Source organism: Sphingobacterium sp. WOUb80 (assembly GCF_050058145.1).
Taxonomy (GTDB): Bacteria; Bacteroidota; Bacteroidia; order Sphingobacteriales; family Sphingobacteriaceae; genus Sphingobacterium.
In genome coordinates, this window is sequence record NZ_CP165617.1 from 2511623 (window position 1) to 2536734 (window position 25112).

The 25112-nt window shown below is 39.9% G+C and carries 21 protein-coding genes; 7 read left to right on the forward strand and 14 right to left on the reverse strand.

The window, feature by feature from the left end; all coding sequences use genetic code 11:
* Window positions 1-20 precede the first annotated feature (20 nt).
* Complete coding sequence (locus tag AB1Z56_RS10515; RefSeq protein ID WP_313265058.1) at window positions 21-1319, forward strand: amylo-alpha-1,6-glucosidase; 1299 nt, start codon at window positions 21-23, stop codon at window positions 1317-1319.
* A gap of 263 nt (window positions 1320-1582) precedes the next feature.
* Here the strand turns inward: AB1Z56_RS10515 and AB1Z56_RS10520 are convergent, their stop codons facing one another.
* The 4 genes from AB1Z56_RS10520 to AB1Z56_RS10535 form a co-directional block, all read right to left on the reverse strand.
* On the reverse strand, window positions 1583-2995 hold the full coding sequence (locus AB1Z56_RS10520; protein WP_426791997.1) for a c-type cytochrome domain-containing protein: 1413 nt from the start codon (window positions 2993-2995) through the stop codon (window positions 1583-1585).
* Window positions 2992-3864, reverse strand: coding sequence for a sugar phosphate isomerase/epimerase family protein (locus tag AB1Z56_RS10525; RefSeq protein WP_426791998.1), 873 nt, complete (start codon window positions 3862-3864; stop codon window positions 2992-2994). Before AB1Z56_RS10525 ends, AB1Z56_RS10520 begins: the two co-directional genes overlap by 4 nt.
* 4 nt (window positions 3865-3868) lie before the next feature.
* On the reverse strand, window positions 3869-5368 hold the full coding sequence (locus AB1Z56_RS10530; protein ID WP_120332768.1) for a DUF1501 domain-containing protein: 1500 nt from the start codon (window positions 5366-5368) through the stop codon (window positions 3869-3871).
* A 175-nt stretch (window positions 5369-5543) separates the two neighbouring features.
* A complete protein-coding gene (locus AB1Z56_RS10535) occupies window positions 5544-8300 on the reverse strand; it encodes a DUF1553 domain-containing protein (protein ID WP_426791999.1) in 2757 nt (918 codons plus the stop codon).
* A 516-nt stretch (window positions 8301-8816) separates the two neighbouring features.
* Between AB1Z56_RS10535 and AB1Z56_RS10540 the strand changes: the two genes are divergently transcribed.
* Window positions 8817-11054 carry a glycosyl hydrolase family 95 catalytic domain-containing protein gene (locus AB1Z56_RS10540; RefSeq protein WP_426792000.1) on the forward strand — a complete coding sequence of 746 codons (2238 nt, stop codon included), beginning with the start codon at window positions 8817-8819 and terminating at the stop codon, window positions 11052-11054.
* An 87-nt stretch (window positions 11055-11141) separates the two neighbouring features.
* Here the strand turns inward: AB1Z56_RS10540 and AB1Z56_RS10545 are convergent, their stop codons facing one another.
* Window positions 11142-11777, reverse strand: coding sequence for an NAD(P)H-dependent oxidoreductase (locus tag AB1Z56_RS10545; protein WP_426792001.1), 636 nt, complete (start codon window positions 11775-11777; stop codon window positions 11142-11144).
* 336 nt (window positions 11778-12113) lie between these two features.
* On the opposite strand from AB1Z56_RS10545, the gene map reads away from it, so the two are divergent.
* Both map and AB1Z56_RS10555 read left to right on the forward strand, forming a co-directional pair.
* Entirely contained in the window at window positions 12114-12875 is a 762-nt protein-coding gene (map, locus tag AB1Z56_RS10550; protein ID WP_426792002.1) for a type I methionyl aminopeptidase, read from the forward strand.
* 572 nt (window positions 12876-13447) lie between these two features.
* The gene (locus AB1Z56_RS10555) at window positions 13448-14299 is read left to right on the forward strand and encodes a helix-turn-helix domain-containing protein (RefSeq protein ID WP_426792003.1); all 852 of its coding nucleotides are present in this window, start codon (window positions 13448-13450) and stop codon (window positions 14297-14299) included.
* A gap of 82 nt (window positions 14300-14381) precedes the next feature.
* Here the strand turns inward: AB1Z56_RS10555 and AB1Z56_RS10560 are convergent, their stop codons facing one another.
* On the reverse strand, window positions 14382-14936 hold the full coding sequence (locus AB1Z56_RS10560) for a cysteine hydrolase family protein (RefSeq protein ID WP_426792004.1): 555 nt from the start codon (window positions 14934-14936) through the stop codon (window positions 14382-14384).
* A 222-nt stretch (window positions 14937-15158) separates the two neighbouring features.
* Here AB1Z56_RS10560 and AB1Z56_RS10565 point away from each other — a divergent pair, with 222 nt between their 5' ends.
* The gene (locus AB1Z56_RS10565; protein WP_309363833.1) at window positions 15159-15944 is read left to right on the forward strand and encodes an alpha/beta fold hydrolase; all 786 of its coding nucleotides are present in this window, start codon (window positions 15159-15161) and stop codon (window positions 15942-15944) included.
* Window positions 15945-16018: 74 nt separating this feature from the next.
* Here AB1Z56_RS10565 and AB1Z56_RS10570 read toward each other — a convergent pair whose 3' ends face one another.
* From AB1Z56_RS10570 to AB1Z56_RS10600, 7 genes are all read right to left on the reverse strand, one after another.
* Window positions 16019-17317, reverse strand: a complete 1299-nt coding sequence (locus tag AB1Z56_RS10570) for a cryptochrome/photolyase family protein (protein ID WP_426792005.1) — start codon at window positions 17315-17317, stop codon at window positions 16019-16021.
* Between the two features lie 158 nt (window positions 17318-17475).
* Window positions 17476-18531 carry an NAD(P)-dependent alcohol dehydrogenase gene (locus AB1Z56_RS10575; RefSeq protein ID WP_309363829.1) on the reverse strand — a complete coding sequence of 352 codons (1056 nt, stop codon included), beginning with the start codon at window positions 18529-18531 and terminating at the stop codon, window positions 17476-17478.
* A 250-nt stretch (window positions 18532-18781) separates the two neighbouring features.
* Entirely contained in the window at window positions 18782-19012 is a 231-nt protein-coding gene (locus AB1Z56_RS10580; RefSeq protein WP_309363827.1) for a hypothetical protein, read from the reverse strand.
* 7 nt (window positions 19013-19019) lie between these two features.
* Window positions 19020-19313 (reverse strand): hypothetical protein, encoded by a 294-nt coding sequence (locus AB1Z56_RS10585; RefSeq protein ID WP_309363825.1) that lies wholly within the window; start codon window positions 19311-19313, stop codon window positions 19020-19022.
* Window positions 19314-19467: 154 nt separating this feature from the next.
* The gene (locus tag AB1Z56_RS10590; protein ID WP_309363823.1) at window positions 19468-20055 is read right to left on the reverse strand and encodes a TetR/AcrR family transcriptional regulator; all 588 of its coding nucleotides are present in this window, start codon (window positions 20053-20055) and stop codon (window positions 19468-19470) included.
* 32 nt (window positions 20056-20087) lie between these two features.
* Entirely contained in the window at window positions 20088-20657 is a 570-nt protein-coding gene (locus tag AB1Z56_RS10595; protein WP_426792006.1) for a DUF6624 domain-containing protein, read from the reverse strand.
* A 143-nt stretch (window positions 20658-20800) separates the two neighbouring features.
* Window positions 20801-21604, reverse strand: coding sequence for an AraC family ligand binding domain-containing protein (locus AB1Z56_RS10600; RefSeq protein WP_426792007.1), 804 nt, complete (start codon window positions 21602-21604; stop codon window positions 20801-20803).
* Between the two features lie 69 nt (window positions 21605-21673).
* Here AB1Z56_RS10600 and AB1Z56_RS10605 point away from each other — a divergent pair, with 69 nt between their 5' ends.
* A complete protein-coding gene (locus tag AB1Z56_RS10605) occupies window positions 21674-22732 on the forward strand; it encodes an SDR family oxidoreductase (protein WP_426792008.1) in 1059 nt (352 codons plus the stop codon).
* A 128-nt stretch (window positions 22733-22860) separates the two neighbouring features.
* Entirely contained in the window at window positions 22861-23544 is a 684-nt protein-coding gene (locus AB1Z56_RS10610; protein WP_309363816.1) for a dihydrodipicolinate reductase C-terminal domain-containing protein, read from the forward strand.
* A gap of 425 nt (window positions 23545-23969) precedes the next feature.
* On the opposite strand, the gene AB1Z56_RS10615 is transcribed toward AB1Z56_RS10610, so the two are convergent.
* Window positions 23970-25109 (reverse strand): acyltransferase family protein, encoded by a 1140-nt coding sequence (locus AB1Z56_RS10615; RefSeq protein ID WP_309363814.1) that lies wholly within the window; start codon window positions 25107-25109, stop codon window positions 23970-23972.
* Window positions 25110-25112: the final 3 nt, after the last annotated feature.

The window sequence follows — 25112 nt, forward strand, 5'->3', positions numbered from 1 at the left end:
TATTATAAACAAACAGCACAATGAGAACTATATTTTTCGCATTATCTTCATCGCTCCTATTACTGTCCTGCCAAAACGCGGGCAGTAAAGCATCTACGAACAATTTACAAGACAGCATCCAAAAAGATAGCAGCTTCCATATTGTCAAAGATATGGCTACGAACATCATCAAAAGCGGATTCAATGCGGGGGATGGATACAGTGAGGTATGGATTAGAGATTACAATACATTTATCACCTTAGCAACAAAAGTACATCCCCATGAACAGATCAAAGATCAATTGGCTTTGTTCTTTAAACTACAAGGTTCTGATGGTAATATTGCCGATGGTTTTGTCAAAAAGTCCAGCTTAAAAAATGGCGTATCGGACTATTACACCATCACGAGCACCTTGGCTCCTGATTATGCTGCACACAAAAACACCGTTGAAACAGACCAGGAATCCTCTTTAATCCAAGCGGTACATAAATACATCGTTGCAACTAAAGACAAAGCTTTTCTCAATGAAAAAATTGGTGATGCAACTGTAAAGGATCGCATGGAACATGCTTTGCAATTTTTATTGGACAAACGTTATAATGATACTTATGGTTTAATTTGGGGCGCAACTACAGTCGATTGGGGTGATGTTCAACCCGAGCATGACTGGGGTGTACATCTAGATGAAAATTCGCATATTGCTTTGGACATCTACGACAATGCGATGTTTTTGATCGCCCTTGACAACTACATGGATCTACTTCCTGAGAAAAAAGAAAAATGGGGAAAAATCAGAGCTTCCATAGCAAGTAATACCATGAAACACCTTTGGGATGAAAAGAACCAAAAGTTTATTCCCCATATTTATATCAAAGGCTCTCCATTTGCAGCTGATTTTGATGAAAATCAAATCTATTATCATGGTGGAACAGCTATCGCTATTGAGGCAAATTTACTCAGCAAAGAGCAAATAAAAGTTTCATTGGATAAAATGATTAAAAATGTAAAAGACGCTGGTGCGGCGACAATTGGACTTACCGTGTACCCAACTTATCCTGCAGGTTCATTTAAAAACAAAGGCATGTATCCGTATGGTTACCAAAATGGTGGGGACTGGACCTGGTTCGGTGGGCGTATGATTCAGCAGCTCGTTAAAAATGGTTTTCAACAGGAAGCTTACGAGCAAATACAGCCGATGCTTGCTCGTGTTATCAAAAATAAAGGTTTTTATGAATGGTACACAAAAGATAATAAACCAGAAGGTTCAGGAACTTTTAGAGGTGAAGCAGGTGTGCTTTACGATGCCATCGAATTATTAGAAGGTGCTGGCAAGAAATAAAAACAGCTTATCGCGATGTAAAAAGAGCAGCAGTCCAAATTCCTGCTGCTCTTTTATTTGAAATCGTCACCTTAGCATTCCTATTTTATATTACTCTAAAGTCTTTTCCGCATTCTCCTTTGTATACTCGTTTCCTATCCGCTAAAATATCCTGTTTATTTTTCTTAAATTACTTGTCCATGTCACCCAATCGTTAAATTGTACAAGAGCATTCCATTTGGATCGCGGATTTCCAGCGTATAGCTAGCAAGTCCAATAACAGCTCAAAACCTGATTGTATCGGTTTCAATAAAAGGCAAACTATAATTACCGGTATCTGCCTTAATCTTAGCATTCAACTGCTTTATCGCAGCGACTTCCTGATTTACCGTCTTATAGAGATAGACGTTCTTTAAACTCGGAAGCTCGTTCAGTTTTGATAAACCTTTTGATGTAACTTTTGTGCCTGTCAGATTCAAATACGTTAATTTTGACAGGCCTTTCAGCTGGCTCAATCCAGCATCGGAAATTTTTGTATTTTCCAGATGCAGACGGGAAAGAATGGGCATTGCCGAAAATGTTGAAAAAGCAAGATCTGTAACAGCCGTATTTCCTAATTTCAGCTGAACAATATTATCCTTAATGGCTAACAATTCCTGTAGGTCCTTATCATTAAATTGAGGATAATTAATCGCATTAACCAACACGAAGTTATTATTTCTTGCAACTTGGATGATCTTAATACCCTTAGCCTGCCAAGCATCAACTTTATCTTTTGGCAAAGCTGGTGCTGCTGGTAGATCAGCATACAATACAGCAGACTCCTCCTTTTCCCCTGTTTCCAATTTTTTCAACAAATGAGCTATTTCCTCCGTTTGTGGTATTTCATGCACTTTTTTATCAAAATTGGCTCCTTGATCAATCCACCAGGCAATCAGTTTTATCTGATCAGCGGTTATCGGTGTACGACCTTTAGGGGGCATACGTTTCTTATGTCCCTCGGGCAACACCAACCGGGCATATAATTCACTCTTTTTCGAATCATTTGAATTTAGTACTGTGCCGTTCTCTCCTCCTTTTAACAAATTCTCTTTTGTATCCAATGCCAGTCCCCCTTCCTGCTTTCTTTGCCCATGGCAGCTTTGACAACGCTGTTTTAGAATAGGTTGAATAATTCCCTTATAGGCTTCTGCTTCTTGCGCATTTTGAACGATAAGAACCTCCTCTTTAGCTTCCTCCGTTTTAAACAGCTTTTTAAGTGCTACTGGCATAGCTTCCACAAAGTAACCCTTTCCATGTGTCAGTGTTCCACCGTAGTGTCCAGTCACCCCAATTAAGAGCACCAGGATGAAAAAAAGCCAAAAGCGAAATGCACCAGGAGATTCCCTACGATAAAGAAACCAAAGCAATAAACTACTGATAGCCACGGCAATTCCCAGCCACTTGTGATAACTCAGGACATCCTCCTCATAACCTCCATTTCGTGAAAGCAGATAACCCGATAAAGCAGCTACTATAGCAGCGATAGTCCCTAGGAATAAGGAGAGCTTAATAGCAGGCAAATACATATCTCCGCCTTTAAACTGAGTCCTAATTGCCATAACAAAAGCCAACAATAATATGCCGATCGGTAGATGGACCAAAAGCGGGTGAAATCGTCCCAAAAAGCCCAATAATTCATCAAAGAAAACTATCATTCTTTATATCTGTCTTTGAGTAAATGCAACATATAAACATTGATTGACCATTGATCGGCCACCGGTTGTTGTGTAAATGGTAATGTGGGTAAATAACCCGCTGGACCAAACTCGGTCGTTATGGTCAATAACTTCACCCCATTTTCCTTGTGCTTAGCAACAACTTTATCCCACCAGGTCAAATGTTGTGCAACGATACTCTTCCATTCAGGAGCCGCGGGGTCATTGACTTGTGGTCCTTCGGGATGCCCAATTCGTGCATGAATGTGCTCCGTTCTGGAAAGCGCTTTTGTTACAGCCTCGGTCTGATCAGAAAGCATTGATTCGTGCACATTGCACCAATGCGAGATATCCAATGCAAGTTGTAAGGTCGGAATCTTCTCTAAATATTCTTTTGTCACATGAGCTGCAAAACTAAATCTTCCGCGATGAGTCTCATGATAAACGGGGATGTGGTACTTATTTTTAGCCGCATCGGCAAGCTCAATCAATGCTTTATTCTGCTCAAAAGAGTAATAATCTTTACCTGTATGGCAATTGATATAATCGGGTTTCAGCTGTGCTGCTTCATCCAAATTACGCTTAAAACTTTGTTTATATTCCTCATAAGTTCCGCCCGATCCGCCTGAAAGCAATCCTAAACTCAATCCATATTTATGTAATGCATCGATCATCTCCTTGCGCTCATTTGGACTACCAGGTAACCAGGATTCAACACCATCGTAACCAGCATTTTTCACCCGGAGACAGAACGTATCCCAGGAATCGCTATTTCCCCAATTGGTGCAATAATATTTAATGTGTAACTGCTGGGCAGTCATGGATAGAAAACTGCTCATAAATAAAATTAATACTAGAAGTTGTTTCATATTTTTAAATTATAGCTTGAATAAGTTCACCCTCCACATCTGTCAATCGGAACGGCCTTCCTTGAAAATCGTATGTAAATTTCTCATGATCAAAACCCAAAAGATGGAGCATGGTCGCATGGACATCATGTACAGAACTGCGCCCTTCTACCCCAGCGAACCCGATATCATCGGTTTGACCGTAACTTATGCCATTACGAACTCCCCCGCCTGCCATCCAGATGGTATAGGCGTCTGTATGATGATCGCGTCCCAGGAATGGCATATCGCTGTTGTCCCTATTTTCTTGCATCGGCGTGCGTCCAAATTCCCCTCCCCACACGACTAGTGTTTCTTCCAGCAAACCACGTTGTTTTAGATCCATAATCAATGCGGTCATTGGTCGATCTATCTCCCGGCATTTATTTTTAAAGCCAAGATCAATCGAATCTGCGGGATTAGTACCGTGGCTGTCCCAACCCCAATCAAATAACTGAACGAATCGTACCCCTTGTTCTACGAGTTTCCGAGCCAAAAGGCAATTATTGGCAAACGATTCTTTACCCGGCTCAGTTCCATACAATTCGTGAATATAAGCAGGTTCATTATTGATGTCCATCACTTCAGGCACTGCAACCTGCATTTTATAAGCCATCTCATATTGTGCAATCCGCGACAAGGTTTCTGGGTCTTTAAAGGTATCGTATTCTGTTTTGTTGACGTTATTTATGGCATCAATCAAATCACGCTTCATATCCCTTCCCATTCCTTCAGGATCGGCAATATACAATACGGGGTCACCCTTTGAACGACATTGAACGCCTTGGTATACCGATGGTAAAAATCCACTTCCCCAGACACTTTTTCCTGCATCCGGCGTTTTACCTCCCGATGTTAACACAACAAATCCGGGTAAATTGCTATTTTCAGATCCCAGTCCATAAGTTACCCATGAACCAATGCTTGGCCGACCGAGACGGGCACTTCCCGTATGCATAAACAATTGCGCTGGACCGTGATTGAACTGATCGGTATGCACAGCCTTCAGAAAACTCACTTCATCAACAACTTTACTAAAGTGAGGCAAATGATCTGATACCCAAGCCCCACTTGCTCCATACTGTTTAAAAGTAGCCTGTGGCCCCAACATTTTTGGAATCCCACGAATAAAGGCAAATTTCTTTCCTGCGAGCAAGGATTCCGGGCAAGGTTGATTATGTAATTTCTGCAATGCAGGCTTGTAATCAAATAACTCCAATTGCGACGGAGCGCCGGCCATATGCAGATAAATTACACTTTTAGCCTTACCCGGGAAATGAGGAGGCTTGGGTACCAGCGGATTGAGTGCATTCAGATCCAACTTTTCTGCTGATTTTGACTGCCCCCATCCATTACAACTCGTCAACAAACTACCCAAAGCAATACCTCCAATACCGGCCACACAATCCTTTAGAAAATGTCTTCTTGTGACAGCCTGCAATTCAAATTGTTGCGCTTCTTTTATTAGCTTATTTAGATCTTTCATCTGACTATCATTATGTATGAACGGGCTGTGTCGCTAAATTTTTAGTCTGCAGCTTTAGCTCATTTCGGTTTATATTCTTATTATTTCATAGGCCTTATCCTTCTTAACAAAAGACTTCGTTTTCATACGAAAGCCCTTATCCAGAAGTTTCAATTCCTATATATTATTTCATTATTTATGATTTCGTTAAAAACTCGTCCAGATTCAACACTGCATTGGCAACAAGCATGTAGGCAGCTTTTGAAGGCAGGACCTTTACATTGCTTTTTGCTAAATCTTCATTCAGAAATTTGGCTGCCGAATCAGGCTTTTTGTTGAAATCAATCAACGCTTTTTGATAAAGATGTTCCAGCTCTTTGAGTTTCTTTTCATCGGCATCCTTCAACATCGCACGTTTATAACCGATACGGATACCATTTCTAAGGTTTCCATTTCCCTCCTTTTCCATAATAGCCCCCAGATGTTTAGCTGCTTCGAGGTAAACAGGATCGTTTAATGTGGCGAGCGCTTGCAGCGGTGTATTGGTACGGATACGGTCGACCAAACAAACCTCCCTACTCGAAGCATCAAAAGAAACAAAAGACGGATAAGGACTCGTACGCTTTAAAAACGTATAGATACCCCTTCGGTATTGATCTTCTCCAGCACTTTTCACCCAGGACTCACCGCTATATACAGTCATCCATACCCCATCCGGCTGGTATGGCATTACACTTGGTCCATACATTTTGTTGCTGAGCAATCCACTTACAGCTAAAGCCTGGTCACGAATTTGTTCGGCAGATAATCTAAACCGAGGTCCCCTTGCCAAATAATAATTCTGTGGATCCTTTTCAAAATTGGAATTGTTCAAGCTAGAGGACTGCTTATAAGTTCCGGATAATACCATCTCGCGGATCAATTTTTTAATGCTCCACTTTTTGGTATTCATCAGATCTAGGGCAAGATAGTCTAGTAATTCTCGGTGAATTGGCGGAATGCTCTGTGTGCCCATATCTCCTAATGGTTCAACTAGCCCCCTACCAAATAGTTGAGCCCATACGCGATTAACTAAAGTTCGCGCTGTCAACGGGTTTTCCTTACTGACAATCCACTGCGCAAAACCCAAACGATTACGTTGAGCCCCCTTAGGGAAACTATTCAGTGATGCCGGAACTGTAGGCTGCACTTCCGCACCTAGCGACAAGCGGTTACCACGTATAAATACATTGGTTTTACGATGCATGTCTTTGGGATTTTCAATCATGATTGGTACTCCCTCAGGTTGCATGTTGACCAATTGGAGAAAAGTCTTTTGAAAATTCATATTATCCAGTGACCTTTCATGTGGAAAGTTCTCGCGAAATGCAAACCATTCAATCATGCAGATCGGCTGTCCATGAGCTACAGATGGATTCTTGAAAACCAGATATAAGTCATGTACACCTGGAGTCGCGAGTATGGGAGCCTGAATAACCTGTCTTCCATTCGTACTCGGCAAATCAATAACGGCAAGTATTGGTCCGCTAGGTTTATCCAAGTGAATTTCCAATTTTCCACCTACCGCACCTGTCCAGAAATTCATGAAGAATTGCTGTTTATTATCCAGGTTTATTGCCCTTAATCGGGCAGATCCTCCAGTTCTCACCCCCAACCATTTCGTATCATAAAGCGCACCATCTACTATTTGGTCACTGTAATGCGCATGGACTTTGGGCTCAAGGGTGTGAAGAAATAGATCTGTTGATTTTACCAAGCTTGCATTTCCTGTCGTCGACAACCACCTCTTTATACTGTCAATTCGCTTTTCATCCTGCGCAGTATAAAAACGCAGTTTAGGATGATCACCTTGGGTATCTTCATCTCTGGTGTTGTTAAAAAAAGCTAACGATTTATAATACTCTTCAAATTTAAACGGATCATAAGTATGACTATGACATTGCACGCATTCGAAGGTCGTACTCAACCATACTTGATAGGTTGTATTTAAACGATCCAAAACCGCCGCCATCCGAAATTCCTCACTATCAGTCCCGCCCTCATCATTATTCATGGTATTGCGATGGAAGGCCGTTGCGATAAGTTGATCCTTGGTTGGTTCCGGGAGCAAATCCCCAGCGAGCTGTTCTATCGTAAATTCATCATAAGGCATATCCTGGTTTAAGGCCTTGATGACCCAATCCCGATAAGTCCATATCGTCCGCGAACCATCCTTCTCGTAACCCTTCGTATCCGCATATCGCGCCATATCCAACCACCAACTCGCCCACTTTTCGCCATATTTCTGAGAAGCCAGCAGACTATCTACCCGCCGGGTATAAGCATCATCACGCTGGTCCGCTTCAAAGGCTTGAATTTCTGCCAACGTGGGTGGGATACCAATTAGATCCAAATACACTCTCCGAAGCAACAATGCTTTATCGGCTTCATCTGCAAAGGATAATTTCTTCTCCTTCATCTTATCCAAAACAAAAAAATCAATCGTATTGTTCACCCCATTAGGCTTAACACCAAATATACTGAGCAACGAAAAAGGTTTAGGTATCTCCGTTTCCTGAGGTGTTGTATAGGCCCAATGCTCTCCCCACTTGGCTCCCTCATCGATCCATCTTTTGAGTATATCAATCTCATCGTCATTCAGTTTAGGGGCATTGTAAGGCATACGCAATTCAGGGTCATCGGAAATTAGTCTCTTTACCAGTTCACTATGTTCACCATCGCCACGAATAATAACTGATTTGCCTGATTCGGCTTTGGCGAATGCCTCATTTTCAAAAAGAAAACTTAAGCCACCATTTTTCTTAACCCCACCATGGCATGTGATACAATGTTTATTCAAAATCGGTTTAACATCAGCGCTAAAATCAACTGGCTCTTTTTTTCCAAAAGTCAAAATGCTTGTACCAATAAGCACAAGCGCCAATAATATTAGCACCAAAATCTTTTTTTTCATAGCCTTGGGATATATCTATTCTGTATTATTTTAGGTTTATGTACTCCTTCCAAAGAAAACAGTATTCATTTTCTTCGTTAGGAACGACCGAAACTAAGGGATAAAATCACCTATTCCGAATAGCATAAATTTAGGGAACAGCACTCAATTATACTAAAACTAGATTAACAGAAACATAAACAATATTACCCCTTGCTCTTGCGAGATTTTCTGGATTCTACAGCCTTAGCTGCTCAAAAGGCTGGTTTAAAACAGCAGAACGTAATTTCTTTGGTTAAACTGCAGATAATAAAACAATACTTATACACCATATTCCTTGGCATCAAAAAGTATAACAATTTCGATACGAATTAACTTATTTGCTTTTATGCACCTCATCCATCTCAGTTAAATCTGCTTTGAACGTGATTTCAGGCTCAGGACCATCGCGTAGCTAAAATAGCATGCAAAAAAGTAACAATAGTGTCAGTATCTCCCCATCCAGAGTTTTAAATTTACAAGCTAATCCTTTCAATTATGAAATATCTTTATTTACTACTATTCTGTTCGTTCACCCTGTTCTCGTTCGGGCAACCAACACCCGACAACAACCTCCATTTCGATCAGTTGGCTTCGCGATGGGATGAAGCCATTCCGTTGGGAAATGGTCAATTGGGTGCACTGATTTGGAAAAAAGATAATACGATTCGATTTTCACTTGATCGCGCAGATCTATGGGATGAAAGAAAGGCTTTTGCAATAGAAAACCACAATTTCAATTGGGTCCAACAACAAATAAAAAACAACAGCTATGGCATTGTACAAGAGTGGGGAGACGCTCCATACGATAGATCCCCCTATCCCACCAAGCTTCCAGCAGCGTCGCTGTTTTTTGACTTAGCGAAATTTGGCCCTGTCGTTTCGAACGTACTTGACCTGAAACAGGCCACCAATATTCTTAAATTCAAAGATGGTAAAATATTAAGAACCTTCATACACGCCTACAAACCCTTTGGCTACTTTGAAATTACAGGAAACAATGTGAGTGACCTTGTTCCTCAATTGATTCCGCATCAATATGAAAATAGCGCAAACAAAGATGACAACAAAAGCGTTGTCGAAGGTCAAAATTTAGCAAGATTAGGATATAAGCAAGGAAATATAAACCGATCCAGCAACTACGAAGTGCTGCACCAAAAAACGTATGATGATCATTTTTTTGAAGTTGTATTGAGGTGGGAAAAAATATCAGCTAAAAAGCTGATTGGTTATTGGACAATTGTCAATGATCAAAAGGCAAACCCTTCTGTACTTTCCCTAAAAAAATACAGGAAAGAAAAAGCGAGCCATTTGCATTGGTGGTCAAACTATTGGTCCAAATCAAGTATAACTATTCCTGAAAAAAATCTTGAAAAGCAATATTATCTTGATATGTACAAACTCGGTGCTGTCGCAAGAGAAGGTGCTCCAGCAATTACGCTTCAGGCCGTCTGGACGGCAGATAATGGTGGCCTTCCCCCTTGGAAAGGCGACTTTCACAATGACCTTAACACACAATTGAGCTATTGGCCGGCCTATTCGGGGAATAGATTGGCGGAAGCCAAAAGCTATACGGATTGGCTCTGGAAGATCCGTAAAAAAAACAGGGACTTTACAAAGCAATATTTTGGTGTCGATGGGCTGAATGTACCCGGTGTTCTTACTTTAAATGGAGACCCTATGGGTGGATGGATCCAGTATTCTCTTTCTCCTACGATTGGTGCATGGGCGGCCCAACATTTTTACTGGCAATGGAAATATAGTATGGATAAAGCCTTTCTAAGAGAACAAGCCTATCCCTATATCATTGAGTCTGCGACTTACCTTAAGAATATAACCACATTAAAAAATGGACTCCGTTACCTGCCTTTGAGCAGCAGTCCCGAATACAACGACAATAGTGTATCAGCATGGTTTGACAGTTGGACCAATTTCGACCTTAGTTTAGCGCATTTTCTTTTCCAGGCTGCTACAGAGGTGTGCACGGCAATGGGCAAACCGCAAGAAGCAGAGAATTGGTTGAAATGCAAGTCCCAACTACCTCACTATGCGACGGATGAAACCGGACTACAAGTTGCTGTAAATCTTCCAATGAAACATTCCCATCGCCATATGTCTCCCTATATGGCAATTTATCCATTGGATTTATTAGACATCAATAATCCGCAGGAAAAAGAGCTCATTGAAAGTTCACTAGATCACATTGAAAAGCAGGGCACACGTGCGTGGGTTGGTTATTCCTTTGCATGGATGGCTTGTTTACACGCGCGAGCTAAACAAGGAAAGGAAGCCGTAACCAATCTTCAAAAATTTGCACAGAACTTTTGTTCCACCAATTCCTTTCATCTGAATGGTGACCAGAAAGGCGGGCAATATTCAGACTTTACGTATCGACCATTTACCTTAGAAGGTAACTTTGCATTTGCACAAGGAATACACGAATTGCTCATTCAAAGCAAGAATAATTATGTAGAAGTTTTTCCGGCCTTACCTGCTGAATGGGAAACAGCATCTTTCAAAAATTTGAGAACGATGGGCGGATTTATCGTAAGCGCTGAAAAAAAAGGAGATAAAATCGTTATACTGAAAATAACCGCGACCGAAGATGGTACTTTTCGAATTTTTGAACCCAAGACACTCATGCACATCAGTACGAAGAAGACCTTACATAAAGATAACACCATACAATATGTGAAATTAAAAAAGGGGCAAACAGTGAACTTATGTAGTATATAAACACGGTACCTGCTTAAGTCGGTCTGTCGACTAAAAAAAAGCGTTTCAACTGTTGGTTGAAACGCTTTTTTAATACTGTTCTGCAATTTATGCGAGCTCAATCAAAAATTCCTCTTTCGGAAGTCTAAATTTTTTCAGCTTCAACAACCAATCTTGTTCTTCCATCCGATAACCCAACGGAAGCATAACAGCGCTCTTCAGCCCAAGTTTGTCTAGACCAAGAAGTTCATCCAATTCGGCATTTGAAAAACCTTCCATAGGAGTAGCATCAACGCCTAATTCTGCTGCCTGAGCAATTGCCAAACCAAAAGCAATATAAGCTTGCTTCGCCGCATGTGCCGCTTGTTGTTCACCGGATAGACTTGATAACTGTGCTTTCAATCTATTTTTATACTCGTCAGTCGTGTCTAAAGGTAAACCTCTCAACGCATTCATCTTGTCGAAGGTATTATCAATACGTTCGTCCGTATAGCTATCCCATCCTGCGAAGACCAATAAATGTGAGCTATCAGCAACAATCTGTTGCCCCCAAGCCACAGGTACAATTTTTTCTTTTAATTCCTGATTCGTAACCACAATCACACGGAACTGTTGAAGTCCAGACGAGCTCGGAGCCATACGTGCTGCCTCCAAAATCTTATCCAAATCTTCCTGAGCGACCTTTTTTGTAGGGTCGTATTTTTTTGTGGCATAACGCCATTCTAGGGTATCTAATAAAGCCATTTTATTCTAATTTAAATGATCAATAGCAACATCATAAAGTTATGTAAAGATAAATAAAAAAATAAATGTCTAAACATCAAAATAAAGGACTAAAACAATAAAAAACAGGACAAAAACACACTGCCTTTCAGCATTTGTTACTAGACTTTTAACGCCCAAACACAGTATATTTACTTCTAATCGCAAGCAAATGTCTATTTTATTCAATTTTATTAAGACCTTTGTACTGGTTTATATCCGATTAAAACAAAATGACCTTCAATCATTTGTTTCGGGTGGTTATAAATAACAAAATAAAAAACAGAGCTCACCTGCTCCACAATAAATACATTAGCGATGTCTATAACGAATGAAACCGAGCTAACAGGCATACAAAAAGCGAGCGATGCCGTTGCCATCACCTTAAAAGCTATGATAGCACATGCTCAAGTGGGTATGTCCACGAAAGAGCTTGACGAATATGGAGCCGAAATATTAAAAAGCATGGGTGCAAATTCTGCTCCTGCTCTTACCTATGGTTTCCCAGGATACACCTGTATTAGTGTAAATAACGAATTTTGCCACGGAATACCTACTGCGGAAAGACTATTGCAAGAAGGTGATTTGATCAATATCGATGTATCTGCCGAACTGGATGGATATTGGGCCGATAATGGTTGTTCCTTTATTATAGGAAAGGACATATTTCAACACGAAAAATTGGTCAATGCATCAAAAGAAATTCTTCAAAAAGCAATCAATAATATTCGTGGTGGTGTGAAAATAGCCGATATTGGACATCTAATAGAAACTGAAGCGAAAAAAAGAGGCTATAAAGTCATCAAGAACCTTGGCGGACATGGTGTAGGAAAAAGTCTGCACGAGGACCCCGATGAATTGCTTAACTATAAAAATCGCTTCGACCAACGAAGATTTCGAAAAAATACTGTTGTTGCTATCGAAACCTTTATTTCAACGACCTCCACATACGCGACCGAAATCGAGGATGGCTGGACAATGGTTGGGGACAAAGGTGGATTCATGGCCCAACATGAACATACAATTCTCATTACCGATGGCGCTCCTGTTATATTAACGGCACAGAATGCAATTTACTAAGCAGGAATAAGAAGACACCTATAGGTCTTTTCGAACAAGTTATTGAAAGCTATCGAAAAGACCTATTTTCTTTAAAACAAGACCTCAAGCTTGCGGTGAAGTGCACAGTCCCTTTATTTCAGAACTAGGGGTTGCTTAAAAAATTAAGGGGCCTCTCATAACGAGAAAACCCCCAAATAATATATTTTTATGGCTAAATAATTTTTGTCAATACCAAAGACTAATCTTACTGGATAAATGGCTACAGCAGTAAAAGTAGCTTATTCTTCCCAACAAAAAAGTGATGAAAATCACTTTTACCAAAAATTTTATTCTCATTTTCAAAATTCAGCTTCTCTCTTAACATTTCACCCAACTCATCTATTCTCCGTTAACTGTTTTGATAACTATTTTGAAAAACACCCAATAATAGAAAGAAGACCTTTTTACCATCCAAACACTTCGCCTCCCCCCCTTACTCCTTGCTTAGTTGCCTGAATAAACATGAGGGGTAAAACACTAAGATAATATTTGTATTTAGGCTGGTGTAACTTATAAAGTTTAGTATTTTTGGTCTATTAAAGTAATCTAGCTTGAGAACAATAAAATTCCATAAGGGTGAATGCGGTGTTGAGTTTTTGTTGAATGTCCTCAATGAAAAAGAAACGGATTATACACATCAAGATACTTACCATAAAGATTTTTTTGAAATTCTATTTTTCAAAAAAGCCAAAGGCAGATTGATATTGGGGCAAGAGATTCTCTCCTTGTCCGACAATTCAATCATCTTTATTTCGGCTTTTCAAAAACATACTTGGGAACTGGATCCAGAACACCTTGAATTTACAACATTGATTTTTCAGGAAGACTTTTTGAATGATTTCTTTTCGGATAAACTATTCACATACAAACTATTATATTTCTACCAGCTTAGTTATGTACCCCAAATTATAGCAGATGACACACATATGTCAAAATTCTGTGGTCTTCTCGCCGAAATTAAACTTGAACTTATCGAAACCCAAGCAGATAGTGCCCATATTATTCGTTCTTTACTTTATTACCTATTGCAGACTTTAAACCGAAAATATGCCCGCTTGAATAAGTTGCCGAACCAAAAAGCGGAAAATAATTTCGCCTATCAATTTAAAGAACTTATGGAACAGTTCATTCGGGAGAAACAACGGGTAAACGAATATGCGACACTCATGGGAATAAGTAGGATTACGTTAAATCAAGCCGTTAAAGCACAGTTTAATACCACAGCGACACACCTACTTCGGCAGCGTTTACTATTCGAGATTCAGGACCTTCTCATCCATTCTGACCATTCCGTTAATCAAATTGCTTTTGACCTTAACTTTTCAGAACCCAATCATTTAATGCGGTTTTTCAAAACTCAAACTGGAAAAACCATTAGTGCATTTATTCAGGAATTCAAATAAATGTTGGACTGTCTCTACAAGTTGGCATTATGAAAATCGGGCCATGCAAATAGGCATCCACATGGCCCGATTTCCCTATAAATCAATGGAGTTCCAAGTACGTCTCGGTGTCCTGAACCTGCGCATAAAAGAACGCCAAAGCGGCAAGAAAAGCATGCTGAACATCCAGTGCAGCAACTACGGAGCCATTGATCTCAAGATCGCGCGTTGCACAGGCATCATTAATTACGGTACATCGAAAGCCTAAATCGACAGCGGCGCGTACCGTGGCGTCAATACACATATGGGTCATCATGCCTACGACAACAAGTTCCTCGACCTTATTGCTGCGAAGGTAATCCAGTAATTCTGTCTCTCTAAAGCTGTTGGGAAAATGTTTACGTATTACTAGCTCGTTTGCCATTGGACTCACGCTTTCATGAATTTCGGCAGCTCTTGTGCCATCAATAAAGAATGGCATTGCTTTGGGATCTGAAGAAATATGTTGGATATGAACCACTGGAAATTTTCTTCGCCTAAATTGGTCGATCACTCTTCTGGCATTCTTTCCTGCCTTTAAGGGATCCACAAGTTCCATTCCGCCATCTTCAAAATACTCGTTTTGAATATCAATGACTATTAATGCGCTATTACTCATCTATTTTATGAATTAAGTTTAATACAAAATTAAGTGGATATCGCGGCGAAGAACTACCAATAAATCACCAAATCCTACCATTTTGATAAGAGCAATAAGATGGGATCAAGTAGGAAGTTATGTAAATGTTTTACATAATTTCGATCAAAAAATCACCAACAAAAGCTAACTTCGCTGGATATATACGTCACAGACAGGTGATAAATTGCAATAATAAATAGCATGACATTGAAAGAATTACAACACAGCAAAATATATGGCGCAGATAACGGTGGCACGCCATTAATTGTCCTGCATGGGCTTTTTGGTATGGCAGACAACTGGGGATCCTTTGGTCGTAGTTTCGGAGAGAAAAGACAGGTACATTTACTCGATCTTCGTAATCACGGACGAAGTTTCCATAGTGGAGATATGTCGGTGGAAGTTATGGTAGACGATCTGCTGGCCTATATAACATCCATTGGAGCAGATAAAGTACTACTATTGGGCCATTCTTTGGGCGGAAAAGTAGCGATGCAATTTGCTATTGATCATCCAGAAAAAATTGAAAAACTGATCATCGCTGATATAGCCCCGAAAGCTTATCCTCCACATCATGAGGATATCTTCAATGCGCTATCTGCTGTAGATATTACAACACTAGAAAACAGGAAAGATGTACAAGTAAAGATTGAACACTATTTGAGTGATCCGGGTGTTATCCAATTTTTATTAAAAAATGTATATATCAGAGAAGATCGGAAATTAGACTGGCGCTTTAATCTGGATGTTTTAAAAAATAAATATACAGAGTTTATCACTGTCGGGGTAAAATCAGGAATATTCAACGGTCCCACATTATTTCTACCTGGAGAGAAATCAAAATATATATTACCTGAAGATAAAATTAAGATCAGGGAACAATTTCCAAATGCCGTGTTTAAAACAATTCCTAATGCCGGCCACTGGGTTCAAGCCGAAAATCCACAGGCATTTGACGCCTTTGTTGCCGAGTTTTTAGATCAATAAATTAGATACATTGAATGTCCGCTCCTACTTGTTGGTCCTTAAAACCGCTCGTAAGGAGTAGACATTCAATACCATTATTTCAACGCCTTTGCGTAGGTCTTTATCGCACGATCACGGGCAATCTGATGGTCGACAATAGGCTCACAATAGGCTGAAGTGTCTAATTCAGGAACCCATTTTTTTATATATTCCTGATTTTTATCGAACTTCTCAGCCTGAAGCGTCGGATTAAAAACCCTAAAATACGGGGCTGCGTCACAACCACTACCGGCGGCCCATTGCCAGTTACCATTGTTGGCTGACAGGTCATAATCATTTAGTTTTTGTGCAAAGTAGGCCTCCCCCCATCTCCAGTCGATCAAAAGGTGCTTACAAAGAAAACTGGCTACGACCATTCGTACGCGATTGTGCATATAACCCGAACTATTCAATTGGCGCATACCCGCATCGACCATAGGATATCCAGTCTCTCCGTTGCACCACTGCTGGAATTCTACCTCATTGTTGCGCCATTGTATGGCATCGTATTGCTTTCTAAAGGACTCCGTAACAACATGCGGATAGTGATAGAGTATCTGCATAAAAAATTCACGCCAGATCAATTCAGACAACCAGGTCAAATTGTGCTTTAAAGCGAAAGTAACGCATTGACGTACACTGATTGTTCCAAAACGAAGTGCAATTCCCAATTTAGTAGTACCCATTAATGCCGGATAATCACGGGTTGTATCATAATGGTCAATAATTGCAGCATTCAGTTGTGGTTCTTCAAAAATAAGGTCGGTCTCTAGAAAACCTAAGTTCTCCAAAGAAATAATCTGCTCATGGTTTTGCTGAAAGAAAAATTCCGTTGTGTATGTATAGGAAAGATGGTCCTCGGGACGTAATTTCTCCCGCCATTTTTTTGCGTAAGGCGTATAAACCGTATAGGGCGTTCCATCATTTTTTAAAATATCTCCTTTATCGAAAATAACCTGATCTTTCACAGCTTTGAAGGGAATTCCTATCGATTGGCAAAAATCAAAAATTTCTTTGTCCCGATGAATTGCTTTCGGTTCATAATCCCGATTACAATAGATTCCCTGCACGTCAAATTTCTCAACAAGCTCTCTGTAAATAGTGATAGGTTTACCAAAGAACGTATTCAAAGTTGCACCACTTTTTTCTAAGGTCGCATTGATACCTGTTAGTGCTTGATGAATATAATGAACACGTCTGTCTTTCCTATCCTCCAGCAGCTTCAAAATATCTTCGTCAAATATGAATACGGGTAATACCGGATACCCCGAAGCGAACGCACGCGCAAGTCCGGCATTATCATCCAAGCGTAGATCCCTTCGAAACCAAAATATATTAATTTTATCTTTTTCCATAAAAATGACGAGTTTTTGCCTTCCCCCCTAGTTAACAACTTCAAAGGACAAAAAGATTAACAAAATAATTAATCGCAAATTAAGCATATAAAAACGCTGAACCATCAAAGGTACTCGAAATTCCCTTTGATGGTTCAGCGTTTAAGAATTTTATTACGTTAGTTTTTCAAACTCGCCATGTCAATAACAAACCTGTATTTCACATCGCTTTTCAATAGTCTATCATAGGCATGATTGATATCCTGCATTTTAATCAGCTCTATGTCCGAGATAATATTGTGTTTACCACAAAAATCAAGCATCTCCTGTGTTTCTGCAATCCCGCCGATCATAGAACCTGAAAAACTCTTACGTGTTGGAATCAAACTGAAAGGAGCTACAGGCAGTGGGTGTTCAGGCGCACCAACAAGCGTCAGAGAACCGTCTCGTTTCAATAAACTTAAATAAGCGTTGATATCATGCTGTGCCGAAACGCAGTCCAAAATGAAATGTAATGTGCCTGCATGCTCTTTCATTTGTTCAGCATCAGTTGACAAGATCACCTCGTCAGCTCCTAAACGTTTGGCGTCATCAACTTTGGAAGCAGACGTTGTAATTACGACCACATGAGCTCCCATTGCTTTCGCTATTTTGACTCCCATGTGTCCCAAGCCGCCGATACCCACTATACCGACTTTTTTTCCTGGTCCGACATTCCAATGCCTCAAAGGTGAATAAGTGGTAATTCCAGCACATAATAAAGGTGCTGTCGCTGCGAGATCCAAATTTTCAGGAATGTGAAGCACAAAATCCTGATCTACTACAACACGTTCAGAATAACCACCAAATGTCTGTTTATTAAGGTGCTTATCGTGACCATTATAGGTTTGAATATTTCCATTTTCACAATATTGTTCCAAACCTTCCTTACAACTCTCACATTCGCGACAACTATCGACCATACATCCCACGCCAGCTAAATCGCCTACTTTAAACTTAGTTACAGCTGATCCAACTTTAGTAATTCGCCCTACAATTTCGTGACCGGGTACATTCGGATAAACGGTTCCGCCCCATTCATTTCGCGCTGTATGTAAATCCGAATGACAAACTCCACAAAATAAGATATCAATCTCGACATCTTTATCCGTCACTTCACGGCGTTCAATATCCATCTGTTTTAGATCAGCCGTTGGTGCGCTTGTTCCAAAAGCTCTAATTGAAAATGTACTCATACTTGATAAAATTGTTGTTTTCTGTTTTAAATAAATGCATAAAATTCCTATGATGCAACACATATTCCAGCCACACGATAAAATTAACCAATGGATGTAAAAAATGTTTTGAAGGAACGATAGCAAAAGTAAAAAGTAACTTTCAGAATGATTTTGCTGCAGAGCTCAAAATGATATTGCTTTACGGCTCATCAAGTAATGGATTACACAGCTGCAGATCCGATAGTTTAACTCTTTCAAACCGGGCTAACTAATCCGTATCTTCTACCTGGACAAATTGCATGGCCAATCCTTGTTTCTGACATATATTCAAAATAGAAAATTCCAACCGGCTGCTAATCCGAAGAACAAGTAAAAATTGCTGATCATCCAGCAATAGGTCAATATTTTTTATCTCAGGGAAACTCTGATAAAGAAAATGATAAATCTCGCTGGCTTTCCACTTGAGTTTACGAGATAAAGAGTAGACAACTTTATACATAATTAGATTATTTCAAAATTTTAACGGCAATTTGTTGTAGGTGATGGCTCAAAAAACGCATCTGCTTCAGCTCCTCAAAATCCCTGGCTAATCGAACCTTTTTATTTTCGTTTTCCAATGCGAGAGCTAGGCTATCTAACTTCTCTACATCACGGTGTAGCAATAAATAACAATCAATATCCGGATCCAGCAATCCGTTTATTTCAGAGCGGATCGTTCCATCAGTCTCCACCATGACCAAAACACATCTTTCTGATGCAAAACTGTCTATCGCCTTGCCTACTTTCGCATTTAACCCCATAGTTTATATCCTGTCTAGTGTCCCTATTAAAAAGAAATAACTGATTAATATGGACATATTTTGTATTTTTGTCGAATTCGTTTTCAAAAAAAAGAACAATAAATATATACCCTTACTGTCCAAAACAATTCTTCTTCGCTACGCTGTCGAATTACTAGCGCAGTCCCCTGACACATATACTTGTCAGCCAAGAAAGTCTAGCTTCAAAATCCGGAAAACGGTCAAAAAGTAAAACTTCCTGCTCAAAGCAGCGCGATGTTGTCACCAACATCTCCGATAAGAACAGAACATCCTTTTCCTCCAAGGTCTGGATTTCTTCTTTCTGAATGGCCAGTTCAATCATTTCACGAATCAACTTAATCTCGTCATCCAACATGTAACGTGTCTTCGAAACCATTAAAGCCGGATCAGATTTCATATCTTCAAATGCGAGATGAAAACGTTTGGTAATTAAATTAATCTGGCGCAGTTTGGCTTGTAAAAAACCAACTAAATTATCCTCCAGAGAAGCGTCCCTATTATAAGTTCTGCTCGCGACCTGAAACACTTGCTGACATAGGTACTCCGCAATCGCGTCAAAGACGTCCATTTTACTGGTAAAATAATAGTAAAGTGTACTTCGTCCCTTTCCACAAGCTTTTGAAATATCTTGCATAGAAACTCTTGCAAATCCATATGTTTCAAACACTTTCATGGATGATAAGATAATCTCCTCTTTAATATTTTCCTGTTGACCTGTCATTACTCGACAAATCTACAAAAAATGTCGAAAAATCAACTTATCCAGCCAACTTTTTTTCGCCAATCGTTATATGTGCTATTTTCCTTATCTAGTAATGGAATTTGCTCCACATGTTCAATTTCACCTATTTCTATGTGGTTAAACGGTAGAAGGTCCATAAACTTTCTCAATGCATTCAATGCACTTGTATCCTCCACGGGATAAATTTTCCCGCAACGGGTTAACTGTGTCCCATAACGTTGCGGTTTGCTCCTGAAAAACTGAATTCTATCGTGCAAATAAGCAAGATTTGCCAAGTTGATGTCTGCGATATTATCAAGAAGCAACTCATAACAATCCTCCATAAAATCGGGCTCCCCGATCGCATGCTGCACAATCAACCATGCTGAATTACTAGCGACCTTGCCCACTTTTGAAATCGTTGGATAACCTATTTCGGCAATTATTTCACGTAGTCTTTTTGCATTCTGCCGATGAATTGCTTCCATCTCCGGATGATAGCCGCCATGGAGCTCTCCCGTCCGCAATAACTTCTCTCGTATCGAGTCATCATCCTGACTCATCCTGATAATCTCGTCCGCAATATTTTTATATAACATCATTGTTTTCTAAAAAACTTTACAAAGCATATTACTCCCCCAAAATCGCATTAGTCTCCTTCGAACCATTGTATTCAAAACCGTTTTACCTAAACTTTCCATGGATTAGATCTGTTTCGACTTGAGCATTTTTATAGGGAAATAGATTAAGCTTTATGTATAATTTTCGTCAGATGACTTACATCGGTCAGCCCAAATTCCACAGCAATCTCCTTTAAAGTCGCTCTTCCTGCTGTTATTCTTTGACCTATCAATGTACTGCGATAGTTTTGAATATAGTTCCGCAGGGTAATTCCTGCCTGACGTTTAAAGTAAATACCCAGATAATCGTTAGCGATATTAAAATGCTGTGCCATCACATTTGATCGCAGACGATTAGGATCGTAAATATTCTTATGGATATAACAGAACATGGCTTGCAGATCACGGCTCCTAAAATTACTACTGCGCAATTCAGGCATATTCCGTTGCAAAATATGTACAATACTGAATAATTGCAACCAAATAAGTTCCTGATTTCCAGTCTGATCTTTTCTCCATAGCACAAGTAGATCAAAGATCAGCTCAACCGACGACTTATCTTCCCCAACTAATTGAAATCCGGTCTGATGAGTTTCTCTACTCTTTATTAGATATTCCAGATGTTGTATGGCAGCTAGAGACCCTGCTGGGTTGCAAGCAAGGTAAGCGTCGGTAAATTTAAGATAAACAAAATGTGTGTGTTGTTCAATTTCAAAATAATGCTCATCGTCGGGACCGAGGAGGAAGATCATCCCGCCCCCGTAAGGATATGGATGTCCGTTAATGATATGTCGTCCTAAGCCTTCCCTGATAAAAATAAACTCGTAATGGTTATGATTATGTTCCGGATGCTTCCATTCAAGCATCTTAAATGATGAAATAAGTACAGGCTCAAATTGACGATAGCGTTTCATATTAGAAATATACATAATTATATTAGACTTTTACCTAATACCCGCTAGACTTCCAGCTAATTTTGTTCTTCAGAATAGAAAAAAATGAAAACTAAAAAAAACACAGCTTTAGTCGTTGGCGCCAATGGCGTCATTGGCAACAATCTGATCGAATACCTCGAAAAATTGGAGGAATGGGAAATCATAGGTGTATCGCGGCGAGCAAATGTTGACCGGCAAAAGGTCCGTTTTATAGCCGTAGATTTATTGGATTTAGCGGACTGTCTGAAAAAACTAGGTAACTTGAATGCGGTCACTCACATTTACTACGTTGCTTACCAAGATAGAGCTACTTGGGCAGAGTTGGTTGAGCCTAACATGAAAATGTTAAGCCATGTTTTGGCCGCAGTTGAACCAATTGCACCCAATATTCAACATATTAGCCTAATGCAGGGGTATAAAGTATATGGTGCACATTTAGGTCCTTTTAAGACACCTGCCAAAGAATCGGATGCTGGCCATATGCCCCCGGAATTCAATACCAGCCAACAGCAATACCTCGAACAGCTACAAAAAGGCAAAAAATGGACCTGGTCTGCAATACGTCCATCCGTTGTTGGTGGAACAGCTCCCAGTAATCCGATGAATCTAGCAATGCTCATTGCTGTATATGCTTCAATATCAAAAGAACTCGGTATTCCGCTTCGGTTTCCAGGAAAAATTGGTGCTTTTCAGACACTGATGGAAATGACCGATGCCACATTATTAGCGAAAGCTATGGTATGGGCTGCCACGAATCCGCAAGCTGCTAATCAAGCTTTTAACATCAACAATGGCGATCTCTTCCGATGGAAGGAACTCTGGCCGAAATTGGCCTCTTACTTCAAGATGGAAACCGCCGATCCAATCCCGCTATCTCTTGCAACTATGATGGCGGATAAAGAACCTATATGGCAGAAATTACAAAAAGAGCATCAGTTAAGCTATAGCTATCAGGAGGTTTCGGCCTGGCCTTTTGGCGATTTTGTTTTTTCTTGGGATTATGATTTTTTTGCCGATGGTACAAAAGCCCGACGCCTCGGATTTCATGAATTTATGGATACCGAACAAATGTTCTATCAGCTTTTTGACGAAATGCGTGAAAAAAGAATAATTCCATACTAACAAAGATTAAATTTTACCGTCTATTTTTGTAACTTACTCGACTCAAGCACAACCTTTACTTCGTTAAAAATTCATCTGGTATCCATTTATAGTCAAAGGGATATCGGATAGTTGATAAAATAAACTATATGAATACAAAAAAAGCATTTGTAGTTGGATCAGGAAAACTGGCAAACGCTATACTGAAAGCTGATTTCTCCATTCCCACAGTCGAACTTCTTCCGTGGCAATCATCCGGTACAACGACGTCTCCATCTATCGTTATACATGCTGGCTCGGGTCGTGAACTGAAAGATTGTCTTGAGTTTTGTGCTCGCACGGGCTCAGTGTTAATCGAACTGTCGACGGGGTTGGAGACGGAAAAGCTCGAGACAACCTTTCCGCTCATTATTTGTCCGAACACGTCCATACTGTTGTTAAAAACACTTTTTATGCTCCAGCAATTTGGCCATAATTTCAAGGACTATGAAATATCCATTATGGAGTCTCATCAATCCTCCAAAACGACTGAGCCAGGTACAGCCTATCATATTGCCAATTCCTTACATGTACCTCACGAGCGGGTAATCTCTATCCGTGATGCAAAAACGCAAGCCTATAGGATCAATATCCCTGTTGCCCACTTAGAAAAGCACGCCTATCATCAGATTGTAATCAAAGATCAAAATGATGAGATTAAAATTGAAACCAAAGTCCTCGGGCATGATTCTTATTCAAGTGGCGTCAAAAAAATAATTGAAGCATGTATAAAGAACAAATTGGCCAATAAAAGGCATACTGTACTGGATTTAGTAGATATGGGTTTGTTATAATGATGGAGAATAAATGGGATTTGGAACTAACTTAGTCTTTGTATATATCTTTGTCCCCATTCTGGTGATTTTGATATTATACGGCGTTCTCACTGGAAGTCGCTTCCTCGGAAAGGCTATTGTTTTAATGATTGCTGGTGCCATTTGCCTTAGCCTGTTATCGCTGTTTATCCAGTGGGTTACCGCTTCAAAGATCCTGAAAAAAAGAAGATTATTATGGCACATATCATATCAAGCGCAACTTATTTCCCGGAGAGCAATCAGACTGGCAGTACAACACGTATACTTCGAAAAGGACTGATTACGAGAGGCATCTGTTTGACATCCTATTAAGCTATTCTATGGCTTGCGGAACAAATACCATCCCATACAAAAACACCATTTCATGGTATTTTTGTATGGGATGGTATTTGGAAATAGTACCTTTACTTTCCTTTTGATCTTAGAAATCGTTTCGACAGATATTTTCGTACGGGCATATCATATAACTTCAAACAGCAATATGCAAGAACAATACTGCCGATCACAACAGCTGCGGCTCCAGGTAAAGACTCTTCGAAACTCAGGTTTCCATTCTTGACCCAGGCATAATACAAATAAATAAATGGATAATGTACCATGTACAAAGGATAAGATAGGTCGCCTAAAAATTTACAAAGCCAATTTGTAAAGCCACTGCTCCCCTTTCCCGAAGCCCCTAAAACGACAAGTAACGGGAACACCAGCACACAGCACAAGGTATCATATATACCGTTCATCCAAAGATGTTCGGCACCGCCAATGCGGGGCATTGCCAAAAGTGGAACGAGAATCAAACTACAAATCCAAAATGCACCCTTGATTTGCAAAGATTTAAATATTCGCGATAGAAATAAACCGGCTGTGAATGAAAATAAAAGACGAAGAGAGCCTGCTGTAAATTCAGTTCCTGTGAACGAAAATCCAGCACAGATATCTCCCAAAGGTCCTAATATAGCAAATACGGCCAATCCTACTCCGAATAAAATAACGAGTCCAGCCAATACTTTAGTCGAGAATCTACGAATAATCAATGCATATAGGATATTGCCGATATATTCAAAAAACAAAGACCAACTAGGTCCATTTAACGGAAACATCTCTCCAAGCCCTCTCACTTCATGCCCCGGAAGTGCAGGAATTAATAAGGCATTCAATAACGTTGCAATTGCCAAGGACGAAAATGTTACCTTAGTCACATCCCAAACAGAACAGCCCTGAGAATAGAACATGATCGCTCCTATAATAGCACCCATAACGACCATCGGATGTAAACGTATTATTCTACGTTTGATAAACTCTTTTGTTGTCATTGTCTTCCAACGATCATCATAAGCATACCCCACAACAAAACCTGAAAGCATAAAGAAGAAGTCAACCGCCAAATACCCATGATTAATACGCTGGTCCAAATGGCTCGTTGCAAAGGCTTCAAAAATGTGAAAGCAAACGACAGTAATAGCAGCTACGCCACGTAACCCGTCAAGTACAGCATAATGTGGTTTGGTATCTGCGTAAGCAGAAGTTGGTATTTGAGTATCGGACATAAA